Genomic DNA, 19,669 nt, shown 5'->3' with positions numbered 1-19,669 from the left:
ATGATGATGGACATACTAATGTATCTGTTCGAAACCTATATCCATAGCGAGGCAGAGTTGCAAGTGGATCAAGATGAACTTGAAGATGAGCTGACTCGTGCAGGTTTCCACCAAAAAGATATTTATAAAGCATTACATTGGCTAGAAGAACTAGCGGCGCTTCAAGAGAGCGATAATCATTCGGCAATATCCACAGGTTCAGCAACGTCAATACGTATCTATACTAAATCGGAAGTAGCGCGAATTGATATGGAGTGTCGTGGTTTTCTACTGTTTTTAGAACAGGTAGGTGTACTCACAACCGAAATTCGAGAAATGGTCATTGATCGAGTTATGGGGTTAGAAACGGATGATTTTGAACTTGATGATCTGAAATGGATTATTTTAATGGTGCTGTTTAATGTACCGGGTAATGAAAATGCATATACCCAAATGGAAGAGCTCTTATACAGTAAAGAGCAAGGTATTCTTCACTAGTACTAACCAACAAGAGATGCCATGAGCAGTAAAATCGATCAGCAGTTATTTTCCGCTCACGAACACGCGTTGGAGCATGAACCATGTCCAGAATGCGGCAGTGAACTGCAACTCCGTCACGGAAAACATGGCCCGTTTTTAGGTTGCTCGCAGTATCCGAGCTGTAGCTATGTTCGCCCATTACATCAAAATGATGGTCATATCGTAAAAGAACTTGGAGTAGCTTGCCCTAAGTGTGCCAATGAGTTGGTATTAAGGCAGGGCCGTTATGGGATGTTTATCGGATGCAGCAGTTATCCTGAGTGTCACCATATTGAGTCCCTCGATAAACCGGAGCAACCAACAAAAGATAAGCCACTACATGGTTGTCCAGAGTGTGGCAGAGGACACCTTGTCGAGCGTAAATCTCGTTTTGGGAAAACGTTCTTTGCTTGCGACAATTACCCTAAATGCAAATTTGCAGTGAACCACCCTCCAGTCAAAGGTCGCTGTGAAGAGTGTGGTTTTACATTGTTGGTTGAGAAAAAATTGGCGAGTGGAACTAAGTATCAATGCTCTAGCCGAAAATGTCAGCATACTCAATCTAACGAGTAAATATGTTGAAGGGTTATTAGAGGCTGCATATCAAAGACAAAATGGCGCATATAGCGCCATTTTGTGATCTTATCGGTTGTATATATTACTGTATTTTTAACGCAGCGCTTTTCAACGAAGGATAAGCCTTTTCGTTAAGCTCATTCGCAAGTTCAAGCAGTGCTTGTTGGAGATCTTTCCGCGAATTTGCACATACATTGATGTGCCCCATTTTTCTTCCTGCGCGTTTTTCTTTACCGTACCAATGAACATGACAACCTGGCATTGCTAACACGCTTTGTGGGAGTGAGTCTTCACCTAAAATGTTGACCATTGCTGTTGGGCGAATGCATTCGGTTCCACCTAGTGGCAGGCCGCAAACTGCTCGTAGATGATTTTCAAATTGGCAAACCTCAGCACCTTGTTGCGTCCAGTGGCCTGAGTTATGCACACGTGGTGCGATCTCATTAACAAGCAGCGAACCTTGAACATCAAAGAACTCAAGTGCCAGCACGCCAACGTAATCTAAACGCTCAGCAACAGCTGTGAACATTACTCTCGCTTGCTCTTGCAATTCAATGTCATCAATCGCTGTCGATAAACTCAACACGCCGTCGGTGTGAACATTTTCAGCCAGTGGGTACACTTGAATCTCGCCATTAGCGCCACGAGCACCAACAAGCGATACTTCACGGTCGAACGGAACAAACTCTTCAGCAACAATTGCTTGGTTGTTGGTCGCGGCAATGCACTCAGCCATTTCTGCCCAGATCGCGTCAACATTGTCTAATGTCTTTAAGCGCCACTGGCCTTTGCCGTCGTAGCCGCCAAGTGTGCTTTTCAATACCATCGGTAAGCCAACGTGGGTAATTGCAGTGTCAAAGTCTTCGCGAGAGTTAATCACATAGTACTTAGCATTTTTCACGTTTGCTTCGTCTAACAGTGCTTTTTCAAGAAGGCGGTCACCACCTGCTTTGATTGCTTCTGTTGATGGTAAAAACTTACCACTGCGTTCACAGACCTCAAGTATTTGATGGGGGATATGTTCGAACTCGGCAGTGATCACGTCTGCTTGCTCAATCGCGTTTTCTAACCCATTACCAATCACCGCTTGAGTGAGTGGATGAACGATATTACTGCTTCCGACATCAAAAGCTGATATTTGAATGTTGAGTGGTGCGCCCGCGAGCGACATCATTCGAGCTAATTGGCCTGCGCCTAGCACAAGAACATGCATGTCATTAGTCCTCAGCTGGGTTTGGGTTATCTAAAATAGTTTCTGTTTGTTGTTGACGGAACGCTTCCACTTTTTCCATTACACTCTCATCACTGGTGCCTAGAATTTGTGCGGCAAGTAATCCTGCATTTGCCGCGCCAGCTTCGCCAATCGCGAGAGTGCCGACTGCAATACCTTTTGGCATTTGAACAATAGAAAGTAGTGAGTCCATGCCTTTAAGAGCACGAGATTGAACAGGAACGCCTAATACAGGAAGGCTAGTAAAAGCGGCTGCCATACCAGGAAGGTGCGCTGCGCCGCCAGCTCCAGCGATGATCACTTTTATACCGCGATCTTTGGCACTTGAAGCATATTCAGCGAGAAGCTGAGGAGTTCGGTGAGCTGAAACCACTTTTGTCTCGTATGCGATGCCAAATTGATCAAGCATTTCTGCGGCCAGTTTCATGGTTGGCCAATCTGATTTAGAACCCATAATAATCCCGACTTTCATCTCAAACTCCTTCAGTGCTATAAAATTAGGTGTGCGGATATTTTTCGCGCATTATACGGGTAAAATCGCCCAAGGAAAACGTTTGCGTCAGTGTGATTTAAACTTAGATACATTTTGCTATTAAATAGCTTTAGGTATGAACAGAGATAATTTGTACACTTACTTAATTAAATCGAAGAATAAAAAGAAAGTTAAAGGGATGGTCATGGATAATTTTGAGCAGGCGCTACTGGCATTAAAGCAAGGTGAAGTTATTGCTTACCCAACTGAAGGGGTATTTGGCGTTGGGTGCGATCCTGACAATAATGAAGCGATAGATAAATTGTTAGCGTTAAAGCAACGCCCGGTTGAAAAAGGGTTGATCTTGATTGCTGCGAATTATAGCCAGCTTTTACCTTATATTGATGAAAGCCAGTTAACGGCAGCACAACTTAAGGAAGTGAAATCGACATGGCCTGGACCTGTCACTTGGATAATGCCGACCAGCGATAAAGTATCTTCATCACTCTGTGGGCAGTTTGATTCTATTGCTGTACGTGTGACCGACCATCCTTTGGTTCAAAAAATGTGTCATGCCTTTGGTAAGCCGCTTACCTCAACAAGTGCAAATTTAACGGGTCACCCTCCATGTATGACGACTCAAGAAGTAGAAGAGCAATTAGGTGATAAGTTAGTTGCGGTGTTGCATGGAGAAACGGGTGGACGAGAGAAGCCTAGTGAAATTCGAGACGCGAAAACGTCACGTATATTAAGACAAGGATAATCAGCTTAATGTCAGCGATAGATAAACAAGCCGTAAAACAGTTTCTGTTGGCCCTTCAAGATAGTATTTGTCAACAATTAGAGCAGGCTGATGGCAAAGCATTATTCGTAGAAGATGCATGGCAACGAACGCCAGATGAGAAGCTTGGTGGAGGTGGTCGTAGTCGTGTTATGAAAGATGGTGCGGTTTTCGAACAAGGTGGCGTAAACTTTTCTCATGTTTTTGGTCACGAAATGCCAGGATCTGCGACAGCGCACCGTCCTGAATTGGCAGGGCGAAAATTTGAGGCGATGGGAGTATCCCTTGTGATGCATCCTAAGAACCCTTATGTACCCACCTCTCATGCCAATGTTCGATTTTTTATTGCAGAAAAAGAGGGCGAAGCGCCTATTTGGTGGTTCGGTGGCGGTTTTGACCTAACGCCTTTTTATCCTTTCGAAGAAGATTGCCAACACTGGCACAATACCGCGAAAGAGATCTGTGCGCCTTTTGGAGCGGATGTTTATCAGCTGCATAAAGAGTGGTGTGATAAATACTTTTTCTTACCACATAGAGATGAAACGCGTGGGGTTGGTGGCCTTTTCTTTGATGATTTGAATGAGTGGGGTTTTGAATCTTCTTTTGCTTATATGCGAGCGGTTGGTGAAAATTATACCCATGCGTATTTACCAATCGTAAAACGTCGACAAAATACGGAATACAGTGAGCGAGAGCGTCATTTCCAACTTTATCGTCGTGGACGTTATGTGGAATTTAATCTTGTTTATGATAGAGGCACCTTATTTGGGTTACAAAGCGGTGGTAGAACAGAATCCATACTCATGTCTATGCCACCATTAGCTCGTTGGGAATATAGCTATAACCCAGAAGATGGCTCTCCAGAAGCCGATCTTTACCTGAACTATTTGAAACCGAGAGAATGGTAACAGTGATACTTGGCTAGCATAGTGTGAAGTGGTAGGGTCATCTTAGATGGCTCTTTTTTTAACTATATAAGCAGGCAAGGATATGGCCCAACAAACCGATCAGTACGTTGTGTTTGGTAACCCTATTGGACATAGCAAATCACCTTTCATTCATACTCTTTTTGCAAGGCAAACCAATCAGAACTTAACTTATAGCACCTGCTTAGCACCTGCTGATGGTTTTAAAGATGCAGCGATGGCATTTTTTGAGCATGGAGGTAAAGGTTGCAATATTACCGTGCCGTTTAAAGAAGATGCGTACCAGTTTGCCGATCGCTTAACGGAGCGCGCTAAACTTGCAGGTGCGGTGAACACTTTAAAAAAGCTCGACGATGGTGATGTTATTGGTGATAACACCGATGGTGAAGGCCTGGTTCAAGATCTCCTTCAAAATCAAGTTAGGTTGGAAGGCGCTCGAATCTTATTGATTGGGGCTGGTGGTGCGGCACGCGGTGTGATTAAGCCATTGCTGGATCATAACCCGGCTCATATTACAGTAACCAACCGAACTTTTTCTAAAGCTCAAGAGCTGGCGGGTATATTTGAAGCTTACGGTTCTATTCGTGCTAAAAGTATGGAATCGATAAATGCTCCATTTGATATCATCATCAACTCAACCTCGGCAAGCCTTGATGGTCAATTGCCTGCAATTAGCGAATCCATATTATCATCGAATTCTGTTTGCTATGACATGATGTATGGCAAAGGGAATACCTGTTTTAATCAATGGGCAATTCAAAATAGCGTGAGCCAAACTTATGATGGTTTAGGGATGCTCGTTGGCCAAGCAGCAGAAAGTTTTATGTTGTGGCGAGGTCTTCGTCCTGGAGCGCGACAGGTATTACGTGAATTGCGTAAAAATTTAGAAGGTATGTAATGAATCAATCAATTCTCTTTGCTGATATACAAACATGGGATCAGCATAAATCCGTTGTTACTTTTCCTGCTCAACAAGCGGGAGCTCTGATTGAATGTTCGATTTCTCTTGAGATGATTGAAAGATTGTCGGGAATATCAGTCGATGGGGAACGGCAAGCCCTTCAAGCTTTCTCTAGTATACGTTTCGATGTTGAAGAGCTTGCGGAAGAGTTAATTGATAATGAAGAATTCAACGAAAAGGGAGAGATCGAACTTAAATAGTTTCGATGACCTGAACCTGAGTTAAATAGTCATTTTTGTTCTGTACGTAGTTATCCGATGATTTTTGTAAGAAAGCTCGTTCTTTATCTGATAAAGGACGGGCTTTTTTGACTGGGCTGCCCACATATAGGTGACCACTCTCTAGTGTTTTATTTGGGGGAACTAAACTACCAGCCCCAATCATTACCTCTTTCTCTATTATCACGCCATCTAATACTATCGCCCCCATTCCCACCAACACTCGATCATGAATGGTGCAACCGTGTAGCATCACTTTATGCCCAATCGTTACATCATTCCCAATAAGAAGAGGGAAACCATCTGGGTTTTCATCATTTTTATGAGTGACGTGTAATACACTGCCATCCTGAATATTGGTTCGTTGACCTATGTGGATATGATTAACATCCCCTCGAGCTGCAACAAGTGGCCAGATACTCGAATCATCGCCAATAACAATATCTCCCACTAGTACTGAACTTGTATCTATATAGACGCGTTCTCCGATTACAGGTCTTTTATCTTTATAACAGCGAATATGGCTCATAATTTGTCCTTAAAATTTGTCGTCAATTTTAATATAGATGACTTTTCTTATAAAAATGAGGCTTTTCGAATAAAAAACACTCAAACGATAGATAAATAACAAAAAACCTAATAAACCGCTTGCCAACGTGATCGTTATCTCTATAATGCGACCTCACTGACACGGCAGAGCCCACAAGGGTTCAAGCGCAATGTCAGTTAGGCTTCTAGCTTAAAAAGATAATTTGAAAAAGTGTTTGACACTCTCGTTTATCTCGCTAGAATAGCCCACCTCTTCAAAGGAAGCTTAGCGACTTAGAAGAGAAGCTCTTTAACAATTTAGACCTATCAATCTGTGTGGGCACTCGTTGATGATAATCACTAGTTTCGTACTGTTTGTTTTCGCTTTTTAAAGCGAAAGTAAATTAAGTCGAAACAAAAGATATCAATGAACTGAGTGACCAATACAAGTTCTTAGAACTTGGCACAGTCAATTCATTACCATTCTGTTGGAATGGTAATAGCTTTAGAATTACATGTTTCTGTTCTTTTTCGAAAGAGCGGTAAATATTAGTTTTGAAGTCAGTATTCATTGAGCCGCATCTTAGGATGCAAAAAACTTTAATTGAAGAGTTTGATCATGGCTCAGATTGAACGCTGGCGGCAGGCCTAACACATGCAAGTCGAGCGGAAACGAGAAGTAGCTTGCTACTTCGGCGTCGAGCGGCGGACGGGTGAGTAATGCCTAGGAAATTGCCCTGATGTGGGGGATAACCATTGGAAACGATGGCTAATACCGCATAATGCCTTCGGGCCAAAGAGGGGGACCTTCGGGCCTCTCGCGTCAGGATATGCCTAGGTGGGATTAGCTAGTTGGTGAGGTAATGGCTCACCAAGGCGACGATCCCTAGCTGGTCTGAGAGGATGATCAGCCACACTGGAACTGAGACACGGTCCAGACTCCTACGGGAGGCAGCAGTGGGGAATATTGCACAATGGGCGCAAGCCTGATGCAGCCATGCCGCGTGTATGAAGAAGGCCTTCGGGTTGTAAAGTACTTTCAGTCGTGAGGAAGGTGGTGTTGTTAATAGCAGCATCATTTGACGTTAGCGACAGAAGAAGCACCGGCTAACTCCGTGCCAGCAGCCGCGGTAATACGGAGGGTGCGAGCGTTAATCGGAATTACTGGGCGTAAAGCGCATGCAGGTGGTTCGTTAAGTCAGATGTGAAAGCCCGGGGCTCAACCTCGGAACTGCATTTGAAACTGGCGGACTAGAGTACTGTAGAGGGGGGTAGAATTTCAGGTGTAGCGGTGAAATGCGTAGAGATCTGAAGGAATACCAGTGGCGAAGGCGGCCCCCTGGACAGATACTGACACTCAGATGCGAAAGCGTGGGGAGCAAACAGGATTAGATACCCTGGTAGTCCACGCCGTAAACGATGTCTACTTGGAGGTTGTGGCCTTGAGCCGTGGCTTTCGGAGCTAACGCGTTAAGTAGACCGCCTGGGGAGTACGGTCGCAAGATTAAAACTCAAATGAATTGACGGGGGCCCGCACAAGCGGTGGAGCATGTGGTTTAATTCGATGCAACGCGAAGAACCTTACCTACTCTTGACATCCAGAGAAGCCAGCGGAGACGCAGGTGTGCCTTCGGGAACTCTGAGACAGGTGCTGCATGGCTGTCGTCAGCTCGTGTTGTGAAATGTTGGGTTAAGTCCCGCAACGAGCGCAACCCTTATCCTTGTTTGCCAGCGAGTAATGTCGGGAACTCCAGGGAGACTGCCGGTGATAAACCGGAGGAAGGTGGGGACGACGTCAAGTCATCATGGCCCTTACGAGTAGGGCTACACACGTGCTACAATGGCGCATACAGAGGGCAGCAAGCTAGCGATAGTGAGCGAATCCCAAAAAGTGCGTCGTAGTCCGGATTGGAGTCTGCAACTCGACTCCATGAAGTCGGAATCGCTAGTAATCGTAGATCAGAATGCTACGGTGAATACGTTCCCGGGCCTTGTACACACCGCCCGTCACACCATGGGAGTGGGCTGCAAAAGAAGTGGGTAGTTTAACCTTTCGGGGAGGACGCTCACCACTTTGTGGTTCATGACTGGGGTGAAGTCGTAACAAGGTAGCCCTAGGGGAACCTGGGGCTGGATCACCTCCTTATATACGAAGATTTTCACGATGAGTACCCACACAGATTGATTAGGTTTAGATAAGTTAAAGCAGAGCTTTAATGAATGACTTCGGTTATTGATTAAAGCTTTTGTGCTTTATGCTCTTTAACAATTTGGAAAGCTGACTGATTTGATTACTTACGAGTAACTCAAATCAAATTTAAAAGTTCTCAATGTTTATCTTCATTGATAAACACACAAACACATTCAAGTGTCTTGTATTCGGAACAATGTTTACATTGTTCCATTATTGAGTCCGGCAAACAGTCATTGAGAATTAACCCTTCTTAATGACAACCAAAAACCTTGGTTAGTTGCCATACACAAGACCCTTTCGGGTTGTATGGTTAAGTGACTAAGCGTACACGGTGGATGCCTTGGCAGTCAGAGGCGATGAAGGACGTATTAACTTGCGATAAGCCCAGATTAGACAGTAAAAGTCTTTTGAGTCTGGGATTTCCGAATGGGGAAACCCACTAGCATAAGCTAGTATCGTTACGTGAATACATAGCGTAACGAGGCGAACTCGGGGAACTGAAACATCTAAGTACCCGAAGGAAGAGAAATCAACCGAGATTCCGAAAGTAGCGGCGAGCGAAATTGGATTAGCCCTTAAGCTTTTAATGATGCAGGTGAAGACTCTGGAAAGTGTCGCAGCAAAGGGTGATAGCCCCGTAACCGACGCATCATAATCAGTGAAATCGAGTAGGGCGGGACACGTGATATCCTGTCTGAATATGGGGGGACCATCCTCCAAGGCTAAATACTACTGACTGACCGATAGTGAACCAGTACCGTGAGGGAAAGGCGAAAAGAACCCCTGTGAGGGGAGTGAAATAGAACCTGAAACCGTGTACGTACAAGCAGTAGGAGCACCTTCGTGGTGTGACTGCGTACCTTTTGTATAATGGGTCAGCGACTTATATTCAGTGGCAAGGTTAACCGTTTAGGGGAGCCGTAGGGAAACCGAGTCTTAACTGGGCGACACAGTCTCTGGATATAGACCCGAAACCGAGTGATCTAGCCATGGGCAGGTTGAAGGTTGAGTAACATCAACTGGAGGACCGAACCGACTAATGTTGAAAAATTAGCGGATGACTTGTGGCTAGGGGTGAAAGGCCAATCAAACTCGGAGATAGCTGGTTCTCCCCGAAATCTATTTAGGTAGAGCCTCGGACGAATACTACTGGGGGTAGAGCACTGTTAAGGCTAGGGGGTCATCCCGACTTACCAACCCTTTGCAAACTCCGAATACCAGTAAGTACTATCCGGGAGACACACGGCGGGTGCTAACGTCCGTCGTGAAGAGGGAAACAACCCAGACCGCCAGCTAAGGTCCCAAATTATTACTAAGTGGGAAACGATGTGGGAAGGCTCAGACAGCCAGGATGTTGGCTTAGAAGCAGCCATCATTTAAAGAAAGCGTAATAGCTCACTGGTCGAGTCGGCCTGCGCGGAAGATGTAACGGGGCTAAGTAATAAACCGAAGCTGCGGCTGCACACTTAGGTGTGTGGGGTAGGGGAGCGTTCTGTAAGCGGTTGAAGGTGGTTCGTAAGGGCTGCTGGACGTATCAGAAGTGCGAATGCTGACATGAGTAACGATAATGGGAGTGAAAAACTCCCACGCCGGAAGACCAAGGGTTCCTGTCCAACGTTAATCGGGGCAGGGTAAGTCGACCCCTAAGGCGAGGCTGAAAAGCGTAGTCGATGGGAAACGGGTTAATATTCCCGTACTTCTTATAATTGCGATGGGGGGACGGAGAAGGCTAGGTGGGCCTGGCGACGGTTGTCCAGGTTCAAGTGCGTAGGCTAAGAGTTTAGGTAAATCCGGACTCTTGTTAGGCTGAGACACGATGTCGAGCACCTACGGGTGTGAAGTCATTGATGCCATACTTCCAGGAAAAGCCTCTAAGCTTCAGATTATAAGAAATCGTACCCCAAACCGACACAGGTGGTCGGGTAGAGAATACCAAGGCGCTTGAGAGAACTCGGGTGAAGGAACTAGGCAAAATGGTACCGTAACTTCGGGAGAAGGTACGCTCTTGGCGGTGAAGTCCCTTGCGGATGGAGCTACTAGGAGTCGCAGATACCAGGTGGCTGCAACTGTTTATTAAAAACACAGCACTGTGCAAAATCGTAAGATGACGTATACGGTGTGACGCCTGCCCGGTGCCGGAAGGTTAATTGATGGGGTTAGACTTCGGTCGAAGCTCTTGATCGAAGCCCCGGTAAACGGCGGCCGTAACTATAACGGTCCTAAGGTAGCGAAATTCCTTGTCGGGTAAGTTCCGACCTGCACGAATGGCGTAATGATGGCCACGCTGTCTCCACCCGAGACTCAGTGAAATTGAAATCGCTGTGAAGATGCAGTGTACCCGCGGCTAGACGGAAAGACCCCGTGAACCTTTACTACAGCTTGGCACTGAACATTGACCCTACATGTGTAGGATAGGTGGGAGACTTTGAAACCGCGTCGCCAGATGCGGTGGAGTCAACCTTGAAATACCACCCTTGTATGCTTGATGTTCTAACGTAGGTCCCTTATCGGGATTGCGGACAGTGCCTGGTGGGTAGTTTGACTGGGGCGGTCTCCTCCCAAAGAGTAACGGAGGAGCACGAAGGTGGGCTAAACACGGTTGGACATCGTGTGGTTAGTGCAATGGCATAAGCCCGCTTGACTGCGAGAATGACAATTCGAGCAGGTACGAAAGTAGGTCATAGTGATCCGGTGGTTCTGAATGGAAGGGCCATCGCTCAACGGATAAAAGGTACTCCGGGGATAACAGGCTGATACCGCCCAAGAGTTCATATCGACGGCGGTGTTTGGCACCTCGATGTCGGCTCATCACATCCTGGGGCTGAAGTCGGTCCCAAGGGTATGGCTGTTCGCCATTTAAAGTGGTACGCGAGCTGGGTTTAGAACGTCGTGAGACAGTTCGGTCCCTATCTGCCGTGGGCGTTGGAAGATTGAAGGGGGCTGCTCCTAGTACGAGAGGACCGGAGTGGACGAACCTCTGGTGTTCGGGTTGTCACGCCAGTGGCATTGCCCGGTAGCTAAGTTCGGAATCGATAAGCGCTGAAAGCATCTAAGCGCGAAGCGAGCCCTGAGATGAGTCTTCCCTGGCACTTTAAGTGCCCTAAAGGGTTGTTCAAGACTAGAACGTTGATAGGCAGGGTGTGTAAGTGCTGCGAGGCATTGAGCTAACCTGTACTAATTGCCCGTGAGGCTTAACCATACAACACCCAAGGGGTTTTGATGGACTCGATATATACAGACAAACTTGAATGAGTTTAGAGAACGAAAACAGCTTTCCGAATTATTTTACCTTTAGCTTTTTTAAAAGCTGAAAGTAGAAAAAGAATTTGCTTGGCGACCATAGCGTTGCGGACCCACCTGATTCCATGCCGAACTCAGAAGTGAAACGCAGTAGCGCCGATGGTAGTGTGGGGCTTCCCCATGTGAGAGTAGGACATCGCCAGGCTTTAATTTCGACTTATCTTGTAAGAGATGAGTCAACATAGTTTTTTAAGTGATTACTTAGAATATTATGTTGACTTTCAAAGTAGAAAGCGTATTATACGCCTCCTGCTTAGGTGCTAAGGCACTGAAAGCAAAGCTCTTTAACAATTTAGACCTATCAATCTGTGTGGGCACTCGTTGATGATAATCATTAGTTTCGCTTTGTCGAAACAAAAGATATCAATGAACTGAGTGACCAATACAAGTTCTTAGAACTTGGCACAGTCAATTCATTATCATTCTGTTGGAATGATAATAGCTTTAGAATTACATGTTTACTTCGGTAAATATTAGTTTTGAAGTCAGTATTCATTGAGCCGCATCTTAGGATGCAAAAAACTTTAATTGAAGAGTTTGATCATGGCTCAGATTGAACGCTGGCGGCAGGCCTAACACATGCAAGTCGAGCGGAAACGAGAAGTAGCTTGCTACTTCGGCGTCGAGCGGCGGACGGGTGAGTAATGCCTAGGAAATTGCCCTGATGTGGGGGATAACCATTGGAAACGATGGCTAATACCGCATAATGCCTTCGGGCCAAAGAGGGGGACCTTCGGGCCTCTCGCGTCAGGATATGCCTAGGTGGGATTAGCTAGTTGGTGAGGTAATGGCTCACCAAGGCGACGATCCCTAGCTGGTCTGAGAGGATGATCAGCCACACTGGAACTGAGACACGGTCCAGACTCCTACGGGAGGCAGCAGTGGGGAATATTGCACAATGGGCGCAAGCCTGATGCAGCCATGCCGCGTGTATGAAGAAGGCCTTCGGGTTGTAAAGTACTTTCAGTCGTGAGGAAGGTGGTGTTGTTAATAGCAGCATCATTTGACGTTAGCGACAGAAGAAGCACCGGCTAACTCCGTGCCAGCAGCCGCGGTAATACGGAGGGTGCGAGCGTTAATCGGAATTACTGGGCGTAAAGCGCATGCAGGTGGTTCGTTAAGTCAGATGTGAAAGCCCGGGGCTCAACCTCGGAACTGCATTTGAAACTGGCGGACTAGAGTACTGTAGAGGGGGGTAGAATTTCAGGTGTAGCGGTGAAATGCGTAGAGATCTGAAGGAATACCAGTGGCGAAGGCGGCCCCCTGGACAGATACTGACACTCAGATGCGAAAGCGTGGGGAGCAAACAGGATTAGATACCCTGGTAGTCCACGCCGTAAACGATGTCTACTTGGAGGTTGTGGCCTTGAGCCGTGGCTTTCGGAGCTAACGCGTTAAGTAGACCGCCTGGGGAGTACGGTCGCAAGATTAAAACTCAAATGAATTGACGGGGGCCCGCACAAGCGGTGGAGCATGTGGTTTAATTCGATGCAACGCGAAGAACCTTACCTACTCTTGACATCCAGAGAAGCCAGCGGAGACGCAGGTGTGCCTTCGGGAACTCTGAGACAGGTGCTGCATGGCTGTCGTCAGCTCGTGTTGTGAAATGTTGGGTTAAGTCCCGCAACGAGCGCAACCCTTATCCTTGTTTGCCAGCGAGTAATGTCGGGAACTCCAGGGAGACTGCCGGTGATAAACCGGAGGAAGGTGGGGACGACGTCAAGTCATCATGGCCCTTACGAGTAGGGCTACACACGTGCTACAATGGCGCATACAGAGGGCAGCAAGCTAGCGATAGTGAGCGAATCCCAAAAAGTGCGTCGTAGTCCGGATTGGAGTCTGCAACTCGACTCCATGAAGTCGGAATCGCTAGTAATCGTAGATCAGAATGCTACGGTGAATACGTTCCCGGGCCTTGTACACACCGCCCGTCACACCATGGGAGTGGGCTGCAAAAGAAGTGGGTAGTTTAACCTTTCGGGGAGGACGCTCACCACTTTGTGGTTCATGACTGGGGTGAAGTCGTAACAAGGTAGCCCTAGGGGAACCTGGGGCTGGATCACCTCCTTATATACGAAGATTTTCACGATGAGTACCCACACAGATTGATTAGGTTTAGATAAGTTAAAGCAGAGCTTTAATGAATGACTTCGGTTATTGATTAAAGCTTTTGTGCTTTATGCTCTTTAACAATTTGGAAAGCTGACTGATTTGATTACTTACGAGTAACTCAAATCAAATTTAAAAGTTCTCAATGTTTATCTTTATTGATAAACACACAAACACATTCAAGTGTCTTGTATTCGGAACAATGTTTACATTGTTCCATTATTGAGTCCGGCAAACAGTCATTGAGAATTAACCCTTCTTAATGACAACCAAAAACCTTGGTTAGTTGCCATACACAAGACCCTTTCGGGTTGTATGGTTAAGTGACTAAGCGTACACGGTGGATGCCTTGGCAGTCAGAGGCGATGAAGGACGTATTAACTTGCGATAAGCCCAGATTAGACAGTAAAAGTCTTTTGAGTCTGGGATTTCCGAATGGGGAAACCCACTAGCATAAGCTAGTATCGTTACGTGAATACATAGCGTAACGAGGCGAACTCGGGGAACTGAAACATCTAAGTACCCGAAGGAAGAGAAATCAACCGAGATTCCGAAAGTAGCGGCGAGCGAAATTGGATTAGCCCTTAAGCTTTTAATGATGCAGGTGAAGACTCTGGAAAGTGTCGCAGCAAAGGGTGATAGCCCCGTAACCGACGCATCATAATCAGTGAAATCGAGTAGGGCGGGACACGTGATATCCTGTCTGAATATGGGGGGACCATCCTCCAAGGCTAAATACTACTGACTGACCGATAGTGAACCAGTACCGTGAGGGAAAGGCGAAAAGAACCCCTGTGAGGGGAGTGAAATAGAACCTGAAACCGTGTACGTACAAGCAGTAGGAGCACCTTCGTGGTGTGACTGCGTACCTTTTGTATAATGGGTCAGCGACTTATATTCAGTGGCAAGGTTAACCGTTTAGGGGAGCCGTAGGGAAACCGAGTCTTAACTGGGCGACACAGTCTCTGGATATAGACCCGAAACCGAGTGATCTAGCCATGGGCAGGTTGAAGGTTGAGTAACATCAACTGGAGGACCGAACCGACTAATGTTGAAAAATTAGCGGATGACTTGTGGCTAGGGGTGAAAGGCCAATCAAACTCGGAGATAGCTGGTTCTCCCCGAAATCTATTTAGGTAGAGCCTCGGACGAATACTACTGGGGGTAGAGCACTGTTAAGGCTAGGGGGTCATCCCGACTTACCAACCCTTTGCAAACTCCGAATACCAGTAAGTACTATCCGGGAGACACACGGCGGGTGCTAACGTCCGTCGTGAAGAGGGAAACAACCCAGACCGCCAGCTAAGGTCCCAAATTATTACTAAGTGGGAAACGATGTGGGAAGGCTCAGACAGCCAGGATGTTGGCTTAGAAGCAGCCATCATTTAAAGAAAGCGTAATAGCTCACTGGTCGAGTCGGCCTGCGCGGAAGATGTAACGGGGCTAAGTAATAAACCGAAGCTGCGGCTGCACACTTAGGTGTGTGGGGTAGGGGAGCGTTCTGTAAGCGGTTGAAGGTGGTTCGTAAGGGCTGCTGGACGTATCAGAAGTGCGAATGCTGACATGAGTAACGATAATGGGAGTGAAAAACTCCCACGCCGGAAGACCAAGGGTTCCTGTCCAACGTTAATCGGGGCAGGGTAAGTCGACCCCTAAGGCGAGGCTGAAAAGCGTAGTCGATGGGAAACGGGTTAATATTCCCGTACTTCTTATAATTGCGATGGGGGGACGGAGAAGGCTAGGTGGGCCTGGCGACGGTTGTCCAGGTTCAAGTGCGTAGGCTAAGAGTTTAGGTAAATCCGGACTCTTGTTAGGCTGAGACACGATGTCGAGCACCTACGGGTGTGAAGTCATTGATGCCATACTTCCAGGAAAAGCCTCTAAGCTTCAGATTATAAGAAATCGTACCCCAAACCGACACAGGTGGTCGGGTAGAGAATACCAAGGCGCTTGAGAGAACTCGGGTGAAGGAACTAGGCAAAATGGTACCGTAACTTCGGGAGAAGGTACGCTCTTGGCGGTGAAGTCCCTTGCGGATGGAGCTACTAGGAGTCGCAGATACCAGGTGGCTGCAACTGTTTATTAAAAACACAGCACTGTGCAAAATCGTAAGATGACGTATACGGTGTGACGCCTGCCCGGTGCCGGAAGGTTAATTGATGGGGTTAGACTTCGGTCGAAGCTCTTGATCGAAGCCCCGGTAAACGGCGGCCGTAACTATAACGGTCCTAAGGTAGCGAAATTCCTTGTCGGGTAAGTTCCGACCTGCACGAATGGCGTAATGATGGCCACGCTGTCTCCACCCGAGACTCAGTGAAATTGAAATCGCTGTGAAGATGCAGTGTACCCGCGGCTAGACGGAAAGACCCCGTGAACCTTTACTACAGCTTGGCACTGAACATTGACCCTACATGTGTAGGATAGGTGGGAGACTTTGAAACCGCGTCGCCAGATGCGGTGGAGTCAACCTTGAAATACCACCCTTGTATGCTTGATGTTCTAACGTAGGTCCCTTATCGGGATTGCGGACAGTGCCTGGTGGGTAGTTTGACTGGGGCGGTCTCCTCCCAAAGAGTAACGGAGGAGCACGAAGGTGGGCTAAACACGGTTGGACATCGTGTGGTTAGTGCAATGGCATAAGCCCGCTTGACTGCGAGAATGACAATTCGAGCAGGTACGAAAGTAGGTCATAGTGATCCGGTGGTTCTGAATGGAAGGGCCATCGCTCAACGGATAAAAGGTACTCCGGGGATAACAGGCTGATACCGCCCAAGAGTTCATATCGACGGCGGTGTTTGGCACCTCGATGTCGGCTCATCACATCCTGGGGCTGAAGTCGGTCCCAAGGGTATGGCTGTTCGCCATTTAAAGTGGTACGCGAGCTGGGTTTAGAACGTCGTGAGACAGTTCGGTCCCTATCTGCCGTGGGCGTTGGAAGATTGAAGGGGGCTGCTCCTAGTACGAGAGGACCGGAGTGGACGAACCTCTGGTGTTCGGGTTGTCACGCCAGTGGCATTGCCCGGTAGCTAAGTTCGGAATCGATAAGCGCTGAAAGCATCTAAGCGCGAAGCGAGCCCTGAGATGAGTCTTCCCTGGCACTTTAAGTGCCCTAAAGGGTTGTTCAAGACTAGAACGTTGATAGGCAGGGTGTGTAAGTGCTGCGAGGCATTGAGCTAACCTGTACTAATTGCCCGTGAGGCTTAACCATACAACACCCAAGGGGTTTTGATGGACTCGATATATACAGACAAACTTGAATGAGTTTAGAGATAACTTTTAAATATAGCTTTCCAGATTACTTTTCTGAAAGAAAATCAGAGAAGAAAGAATTTGCTTGGCGACCATAGCGTTGCGGACCCACCTGATTCCATGCCGAACTCAGAAGTGAAACGCAGTAGCGCCGATGGTAGTGTGGGGTTTCCCCATGTGAGAGTAGGACATCGCCAGGCTTTAATTAAGTTTTTAGATTTACCTTTGTATTAAAGGATATCTAAAAGCAAAAACTAGATAATAAGCATCTTAGATAAGACTTATATTTAGTAACAATTTGTGGAGGGATGGCTGAGTGGTCGAAAGCACCGGTCTTGAAAACCGGCAACCGTTAATAGCGGTTCTAGGGTTCAAATCCCTATCCCTCCACCACTTATTTAAAAAGCCCTAATCGAAAGATTAGGGCTTTTTTACATCTGTACATTCAAGACACTAGCAAGCTAGTGCCTTAGTTTCTCTAGTGAAACCGCTAAAACTTACCACTTGTGACAACTGTAACTTTTAAAATCTCACCATAATTCGAGTGAATATATTGGAGGGAATATCTATTTAATCAGTTTCTTCCCACCCCAAAAAGTAACGTTATTTCTATTTATTCAAGTATGAGTTGTCTTGATTCTTTTCATATGTAGGAGTAACATTTCAATGAGCTGAGATTCTAATCTAGCTCAGGTGATGGATTTCCACCTTTAACCGCTCAATTAATGAGATAATGATTCCTACTATAACGTATACCCCAATTAGATGACTCTGATTGACACGGGAAAGATCCGTCTATAGTAGGTCGATTGTTATTTCACTCTCCCTCTAAGATTGACTATCCTTTTGATTCACTATTATTAAAAGATAAATAATATGTCACACCCACTTAGTCGAAATCCTCAAAATTTATATCAAGTATTACGCTGGTCACTCCTCGTTCTTCCTGTTGCTTTGCTTGTCGGTTCATTCAATGCCTTTTTTTTATGGTTGTTAAGTGAGGCGACGCTCGCACGAATTGATAACCCCTGGTTGATTTATTTACTGCCTATTTCAGGCTTAGCTATCGTTTATAGCTACCGAAACTGGGGAAAGAACTCCGCTGGAGGTAATAACCTTATCATGGATGAGATTCATCAAGCAGGTGAAGGCGTACCGGTTAGAATGGGACCACTTGTCCTATTTACTACTGTTATTACGCATCTCTTTGGTGGCTCTGCAGGCCGTGAAGGGACGGCTGTTCAAATCGGTGGAGCAACGACTGATTGGTTATCTAAAGTATTTAAGCTGTCTGAACAAGATAGAAAAATGATGCTTACAGCGGGTGTCGCTGCTGGTTTTGCATCAATTTTTGGAACTCCGTTTACAGGAGCGATTTTTGCTCTAGAAGTTCTATTTATTGGGCGAATTAAATTCAATGCGATAATACCAGCGTTACTAGCGGCAATATTAGCGAATGTTGTGGCATCCGCTTGGGGAGCTCACCATACTCATTACTTGATTAGCTTTGATCAAGTGAGCACACTCTTTGGTCATAATATCGATATTGATATCGTGCTTATGGGCAAAGTTATCATTGCATCTGTTGGGTTTGGATTGGCAGGATACTTATTTGGAGAGTTGACTCACGGGTTGAAAGATTTGTTCAATGCGGTGTTAAAGAACCCTTACCTTATCGTTGTTGTCGGTGGGGTCATTGTCATTATTCTAGCGCAGTTGTTGGGGAACTATGACTATATTGGTATTGGTGTCTATCCTAGTCGCGAAGGTGGTGTCAGTATTACCTCTGCTTTCTCAGCAGGAGGGGCTGAGTGGTATAGCTGGATAGTTAAATTATTACTTACAGCAATCACACTCGCTGCGGGTTATAAAGGTGGGGAAGTTACTCCGCTGTTCTTTGTTGGAGCTACATTAGGTAACTTTCTTGCGTGGGTCATGGGAGCGCCTGTGGACCTGTTCGCTGCTTTGGGCTTCTTAGCTGTTTTTGCGGCTGCGACGAATACTCCTTTAGCCTGCACAATTATGGGTGTTGAGCTGTTTGGTGGTGAGTATCTGCCTTATTTTGCCCTTGCATGCTATACAGCATATTATTTTAGTGGCCATACTGGTATCTATTCATCACAGCGTGTCGCCGTTTCAAAGACATTAAAACACGGTAGAGATCATGATGGGTCGAATAAAATTGGTTCATATCGTGAGCATAAATCGTCTCACTTAAAACGTCTGAGTAAGACGTTAGCGAATCGAAAAAAATAGTTTCACGTGGAACACATCACATTTTCTAGTGACACTAGCTGTTGTGGTGTGTTCTTCATTTCAATTAGCCCATGGATTCCCTATACTCCGACTGCTCAATATTTAATTAAAGATATTGAATGGAACTTGTCGGAGTGCTTAGTACTTACACATAAAGTACGAGCTGAGACCGCAATGCGGGATCCGTGGAACCTGATTAGGTTAATACCTACGAAGGGAACAAGAGAAAACCTAACCTTAGGTTGAGAGTTGTATTGCATACTTCTTATATTTCTAAATATATTGATAATCTGCAATATGAGCCTTGAAACTATGGCCTCTTGCTACACAATCCGACAAGCAATTATCCCAGTTATTACGAGGAATTTGC

General features: G+C 46.2%; 10 protein-coding genes, 1 tRNA gene, 6 rRNA genes and 2 riboswitches. Of the genes, 14 read left to right on the top strand and 3 right to left on the bottom strand.

Annotation, left to right across the window (positions count from 1 at the left end; genetic code table 11):
- Both OCV39_RS14275 and OCV39_RS14270 read left to right on the top strand, forming a co-directional pair.
- The gene (locus OCV39_RS14275) at nt 1-477 is read left to right on the top strand and encodes a DUF494 family protein (protein ID WP_290270012.1); all 477 of its coding nucleotides are present in this window, start codon (nt 1-3) and stop codon (nt 475-477) included.
- A gap of 21 nt (nt 478-498) precedes the next feature.
- Nucleotides 499-1,071: a DNA topoisomerase family protein gene (locus OCV39_RS14270; RefSeq protein WP_017052847.1), complete on the top strand. Its 573-nt coding sequence runs from the start codon at nt 499-501 to the stop codon at nt 1,069-1,071.
- An 85-nt stretch (nt 1,072-1,156) separates the two neighbouring features.
- Here OCV39_RS14270 and OCV39_RS14265 read toward each other — a convergent pair whose 3' ends face one another.
- Entirely contained in the window at nt 1,157-2,287 is a 1,131-nt protein-coding gene (locus OCV39_RS14265) for a 5-(carboxyamino)imidazole ribonucleotide synthase (RefSeq protein WP_261888663.1), read from the bottom strand.
- 4 nt (nt 2,288-2,291) lie between these two features.
- Entirely contained in the window at nt 2,292-2,777 is a 486-nt protein-coding gene (gene purE / locus OCV39_RS14260) for a 5-(carboxyamino)imidazole ribonucleotide mutase (RefSeq protein ID WP_017052845.1), read from the bottom strand.
- Between the two features lie 205 nt (nt 2,778-2,982).
- Here purE and OCV39_RS14255 point away from each other — a divergent pair, with 205 nt between their 5' ends.
- From OCV39_RS14255 to OCV39_RS14240, 4 genes are all read left to right on the top strand, one after another.
- Complete coding sequence (locus tag OCV39_RS14255; RefSeq protein WP_029203399.1) at nt 2,983-3,540, top strand: L-threonylcarbamoyladenylate synthase; 558 nt, start codon at nt 2,983-2,985, stop codon at nt 3,538-3,540.
- A gap of 8 nt (nt 3,541-3,548) precedes the next feature.
- On the top strand, nt 3,549-4,466 hold the full coding sequence (gene hemF / locus OCV39_RS14250; RefSeq protein WP_017052843.1) for an oxygen-dependent coproporphyrinogen oxidase: 918 nt from the start codon (nt 3,549-3,551) through the stop codon (nt 4,464-4,466).
- Between the two features lie 82 nt (nt 4,467-4,548).
- A complete protein-coding gene (gene aroE / locus OCV39_RS14245; RefSeq protein ID WP_261888662.1) occupies nt 4,549-5,382 on the top strand; it encodes a shikimate dehydrogenase in 834 nt (277 codons plus the stop codon).
- Nucleotides 5,382-5,645, top strand: a complete 264-nt coding sequence (locus OCV39_RS14240) for a DUF1488 family protein (protein WP_113798148.1) — start codon at nt 5,382-5,384, stop codon at nt 5,643-5,645. The genes aroE and OCV39_RS14240 overlap by 1 nt, the downstream gene beginning before the upstream one ends.
- Here the strand turns inward: OCV39_RS14240 and OCV39_RS14235 are convergent.
- Nucleotides 5,638-6,192 (bottom strand): gamma carbonic anhydrase family protein, encoded by a 555-nt coding sequence (locus OCV39_RS14235; protein WP_113798146.1) that lies wholly within the window; start codon nt 6,190-6,192, stop codon nt 5,638-5,640. The two genes, OCV39_RS14240 and OCV39_RS14235, sit on opposite strands and share 8 nt — an antisense overlap.
- 600 nt (nt 6,193-6,792) lie before the next feature.
- Here OCV39_RS14235 and OCV39_RS14230 point away from each other — a divergent pair.
- The 8 genes from OCV39_RS14230 to OCV39_RS14195 all read left to right on the top strand — a co-directional run bounded on the left by OCV39_RS14230 (nt 6,793) and on the right by OCV39_RS14195 (nt 19,299).
- A 16S ribosomal RNA gene (locus OCV39_RS14230) occupies nt 6,793-8,337 on the top strand.
- Nucleotides 8,338-8,693: 356 nt separating this feature from the next.
- Nucleotides 8,694-11,584, top strand: a 23S ribosomal RNA gene (locus OCV39_RS14225).
- Between the two features lie 130 nt (nt 11,585-11,714).
- Nucleotides 11,715-11,830: ribosomal RNA gene (gene rrf, locus OCV39_RS14220) — 5S ribosomal RNA — on the top strand.
- A 380-nt stretch (nt 11,831-12,210) separates the two neighbouring features.
- A 16S ribosomal RNA gene (locus OCV39_RS14215) occupies nt 12,211-13,755 on the top strand.
- A gap of 356 nt (nt 13,756-14,111) precedes the next feature.
- Nucleotides 14,112-17,002 (top strand): 23S ribosomal RNA (locus tag OCV39_RS14210).
- Between the two features lie 125 nt (nt 17,003-17,127).
- Nucleotides 17,128-17,243, top strand: a 5S ribosomal RNA gene (rrf, locus tag OCV39_RS14205).
- Together the 16S, 23S and 5S rRNA genes with 1 tRNA gene alongside form the textbook arrangement of a ribosomal RNA operon.
- 102 nt (nt 17,244-17,345) lie before the next feature.
- Nucleotides 17,346-17,436 (top strand) — tRNA-Ser (locus OCV39_RS14200).
- A 290-nt stretch (nt 17,437-17,726) separates the two neighbouring features.
- Nucleotides 17,727-17,793, top strand: a riboswitch (Fluoride riboswitch).
- Between the two features lie 126 nt (nt 17,794-17,919).
- Nucleotides 17,920-19,299, top strand: a complete 1,380-nt coding sequence (locus tag OCV39_RS14195; RefSeq protein ID WP_113797025.1) for a voltage-gated chloride channel family protein — start codon at nt 17,920-17,922, stop codon at nt 19,297-19,299.
- 120 nt (nt 19,300-19,419) lie between these two features.
- A riboswitch (TPP riboswitch) is annotated at nt 19,420-19,535 on the top strand.
- Nucleotides 19,536-19,669: the final 134 nt, after the last annotated feature.

It is taken from the genome of Vibrio cortegadensis, assembly GCF_024347395.1.
In the GTDB taxonomy this organism is placed as follows: Bacteria; Pseudomonadota; Gammaproteobacteria; order Enterobacterales; family Vibrionaceae; genus Vibrio; species Vibrio cortegadensis.
Note: the sequence above shows the minus strand (reverse complement) of the source record. Positions and strands in the feature narration are given on the sequence as shown.

Bases quoted from the DNA above. Each gene is read 5' to 3' on its own strand.
- OCV39_RS14275 (WP_290270012.1), top strand. From the start codon at position 1: ATGATGATGGACATACTAATGTATCTGTTCGAAACCTATATCCATAGC.
- OCV39_RS14270 (WP_017052847.1), top strand. From the start codon at position 499: ATGAGCAGTAAAATCGATCAGCAGTTATTTTCCGCTCACGAACACGCG.
- OCV39_RS14265 (WP_261888663.1), bottom strand. From the start codon at position 2,287: ATGCATGTTCTTGTGCTAGGCGCAGGCCAATTAGCTCGAATGATGTCG.
- purE (WP_017052845.1), bottom strand. From the start codon at position 2,777: ATGAAAGTCGGGATTATTATGGGTTCTAAATCAGATTGGCCAACCATG.
- OCV39_RS14255 (WP_029203399.1), top strand. From the start codon at position 2,983: ATGGATAATTTTGAGCAGGCGCTACTGGCATTAAAGCAAGGTGAAGTT.
- hemF (WP_017052843.1), top strand. From the start codon at position 3,549: ATGTCAGCGATAGATAAACAAGCCGTAAAACAGTTTCTGTTGGCCCTT.
- aroE (WP_261888662.1), top strand. From the start codon at position 4,549: ATGGCCCAACAAACCGATCAGTACGTTGTGTTTGGTAACCCTATTGGA.
- OCV39_RS14240 (WP_113798148.1), top strand. From the start codon at position 5,382: ATGAATCAATCAATTCTCTTTGCTGATATACAAACATGGGATCAGCAT.
- OCV39_RS14235 (WP_113798146.1), bottom strand. From the start codon at position 6,192: ATGAGCCATATTCGCTGTTATAAAGATAAAAGACCTGTAATCGGAGAA.
- OCV39_RS14195 (WP_113797025.1), top strand. From the start codon at position 17,920: ATGTCACACCCACTTAGTCGAAATCCTCAAAATTTATATCAAGTATTA.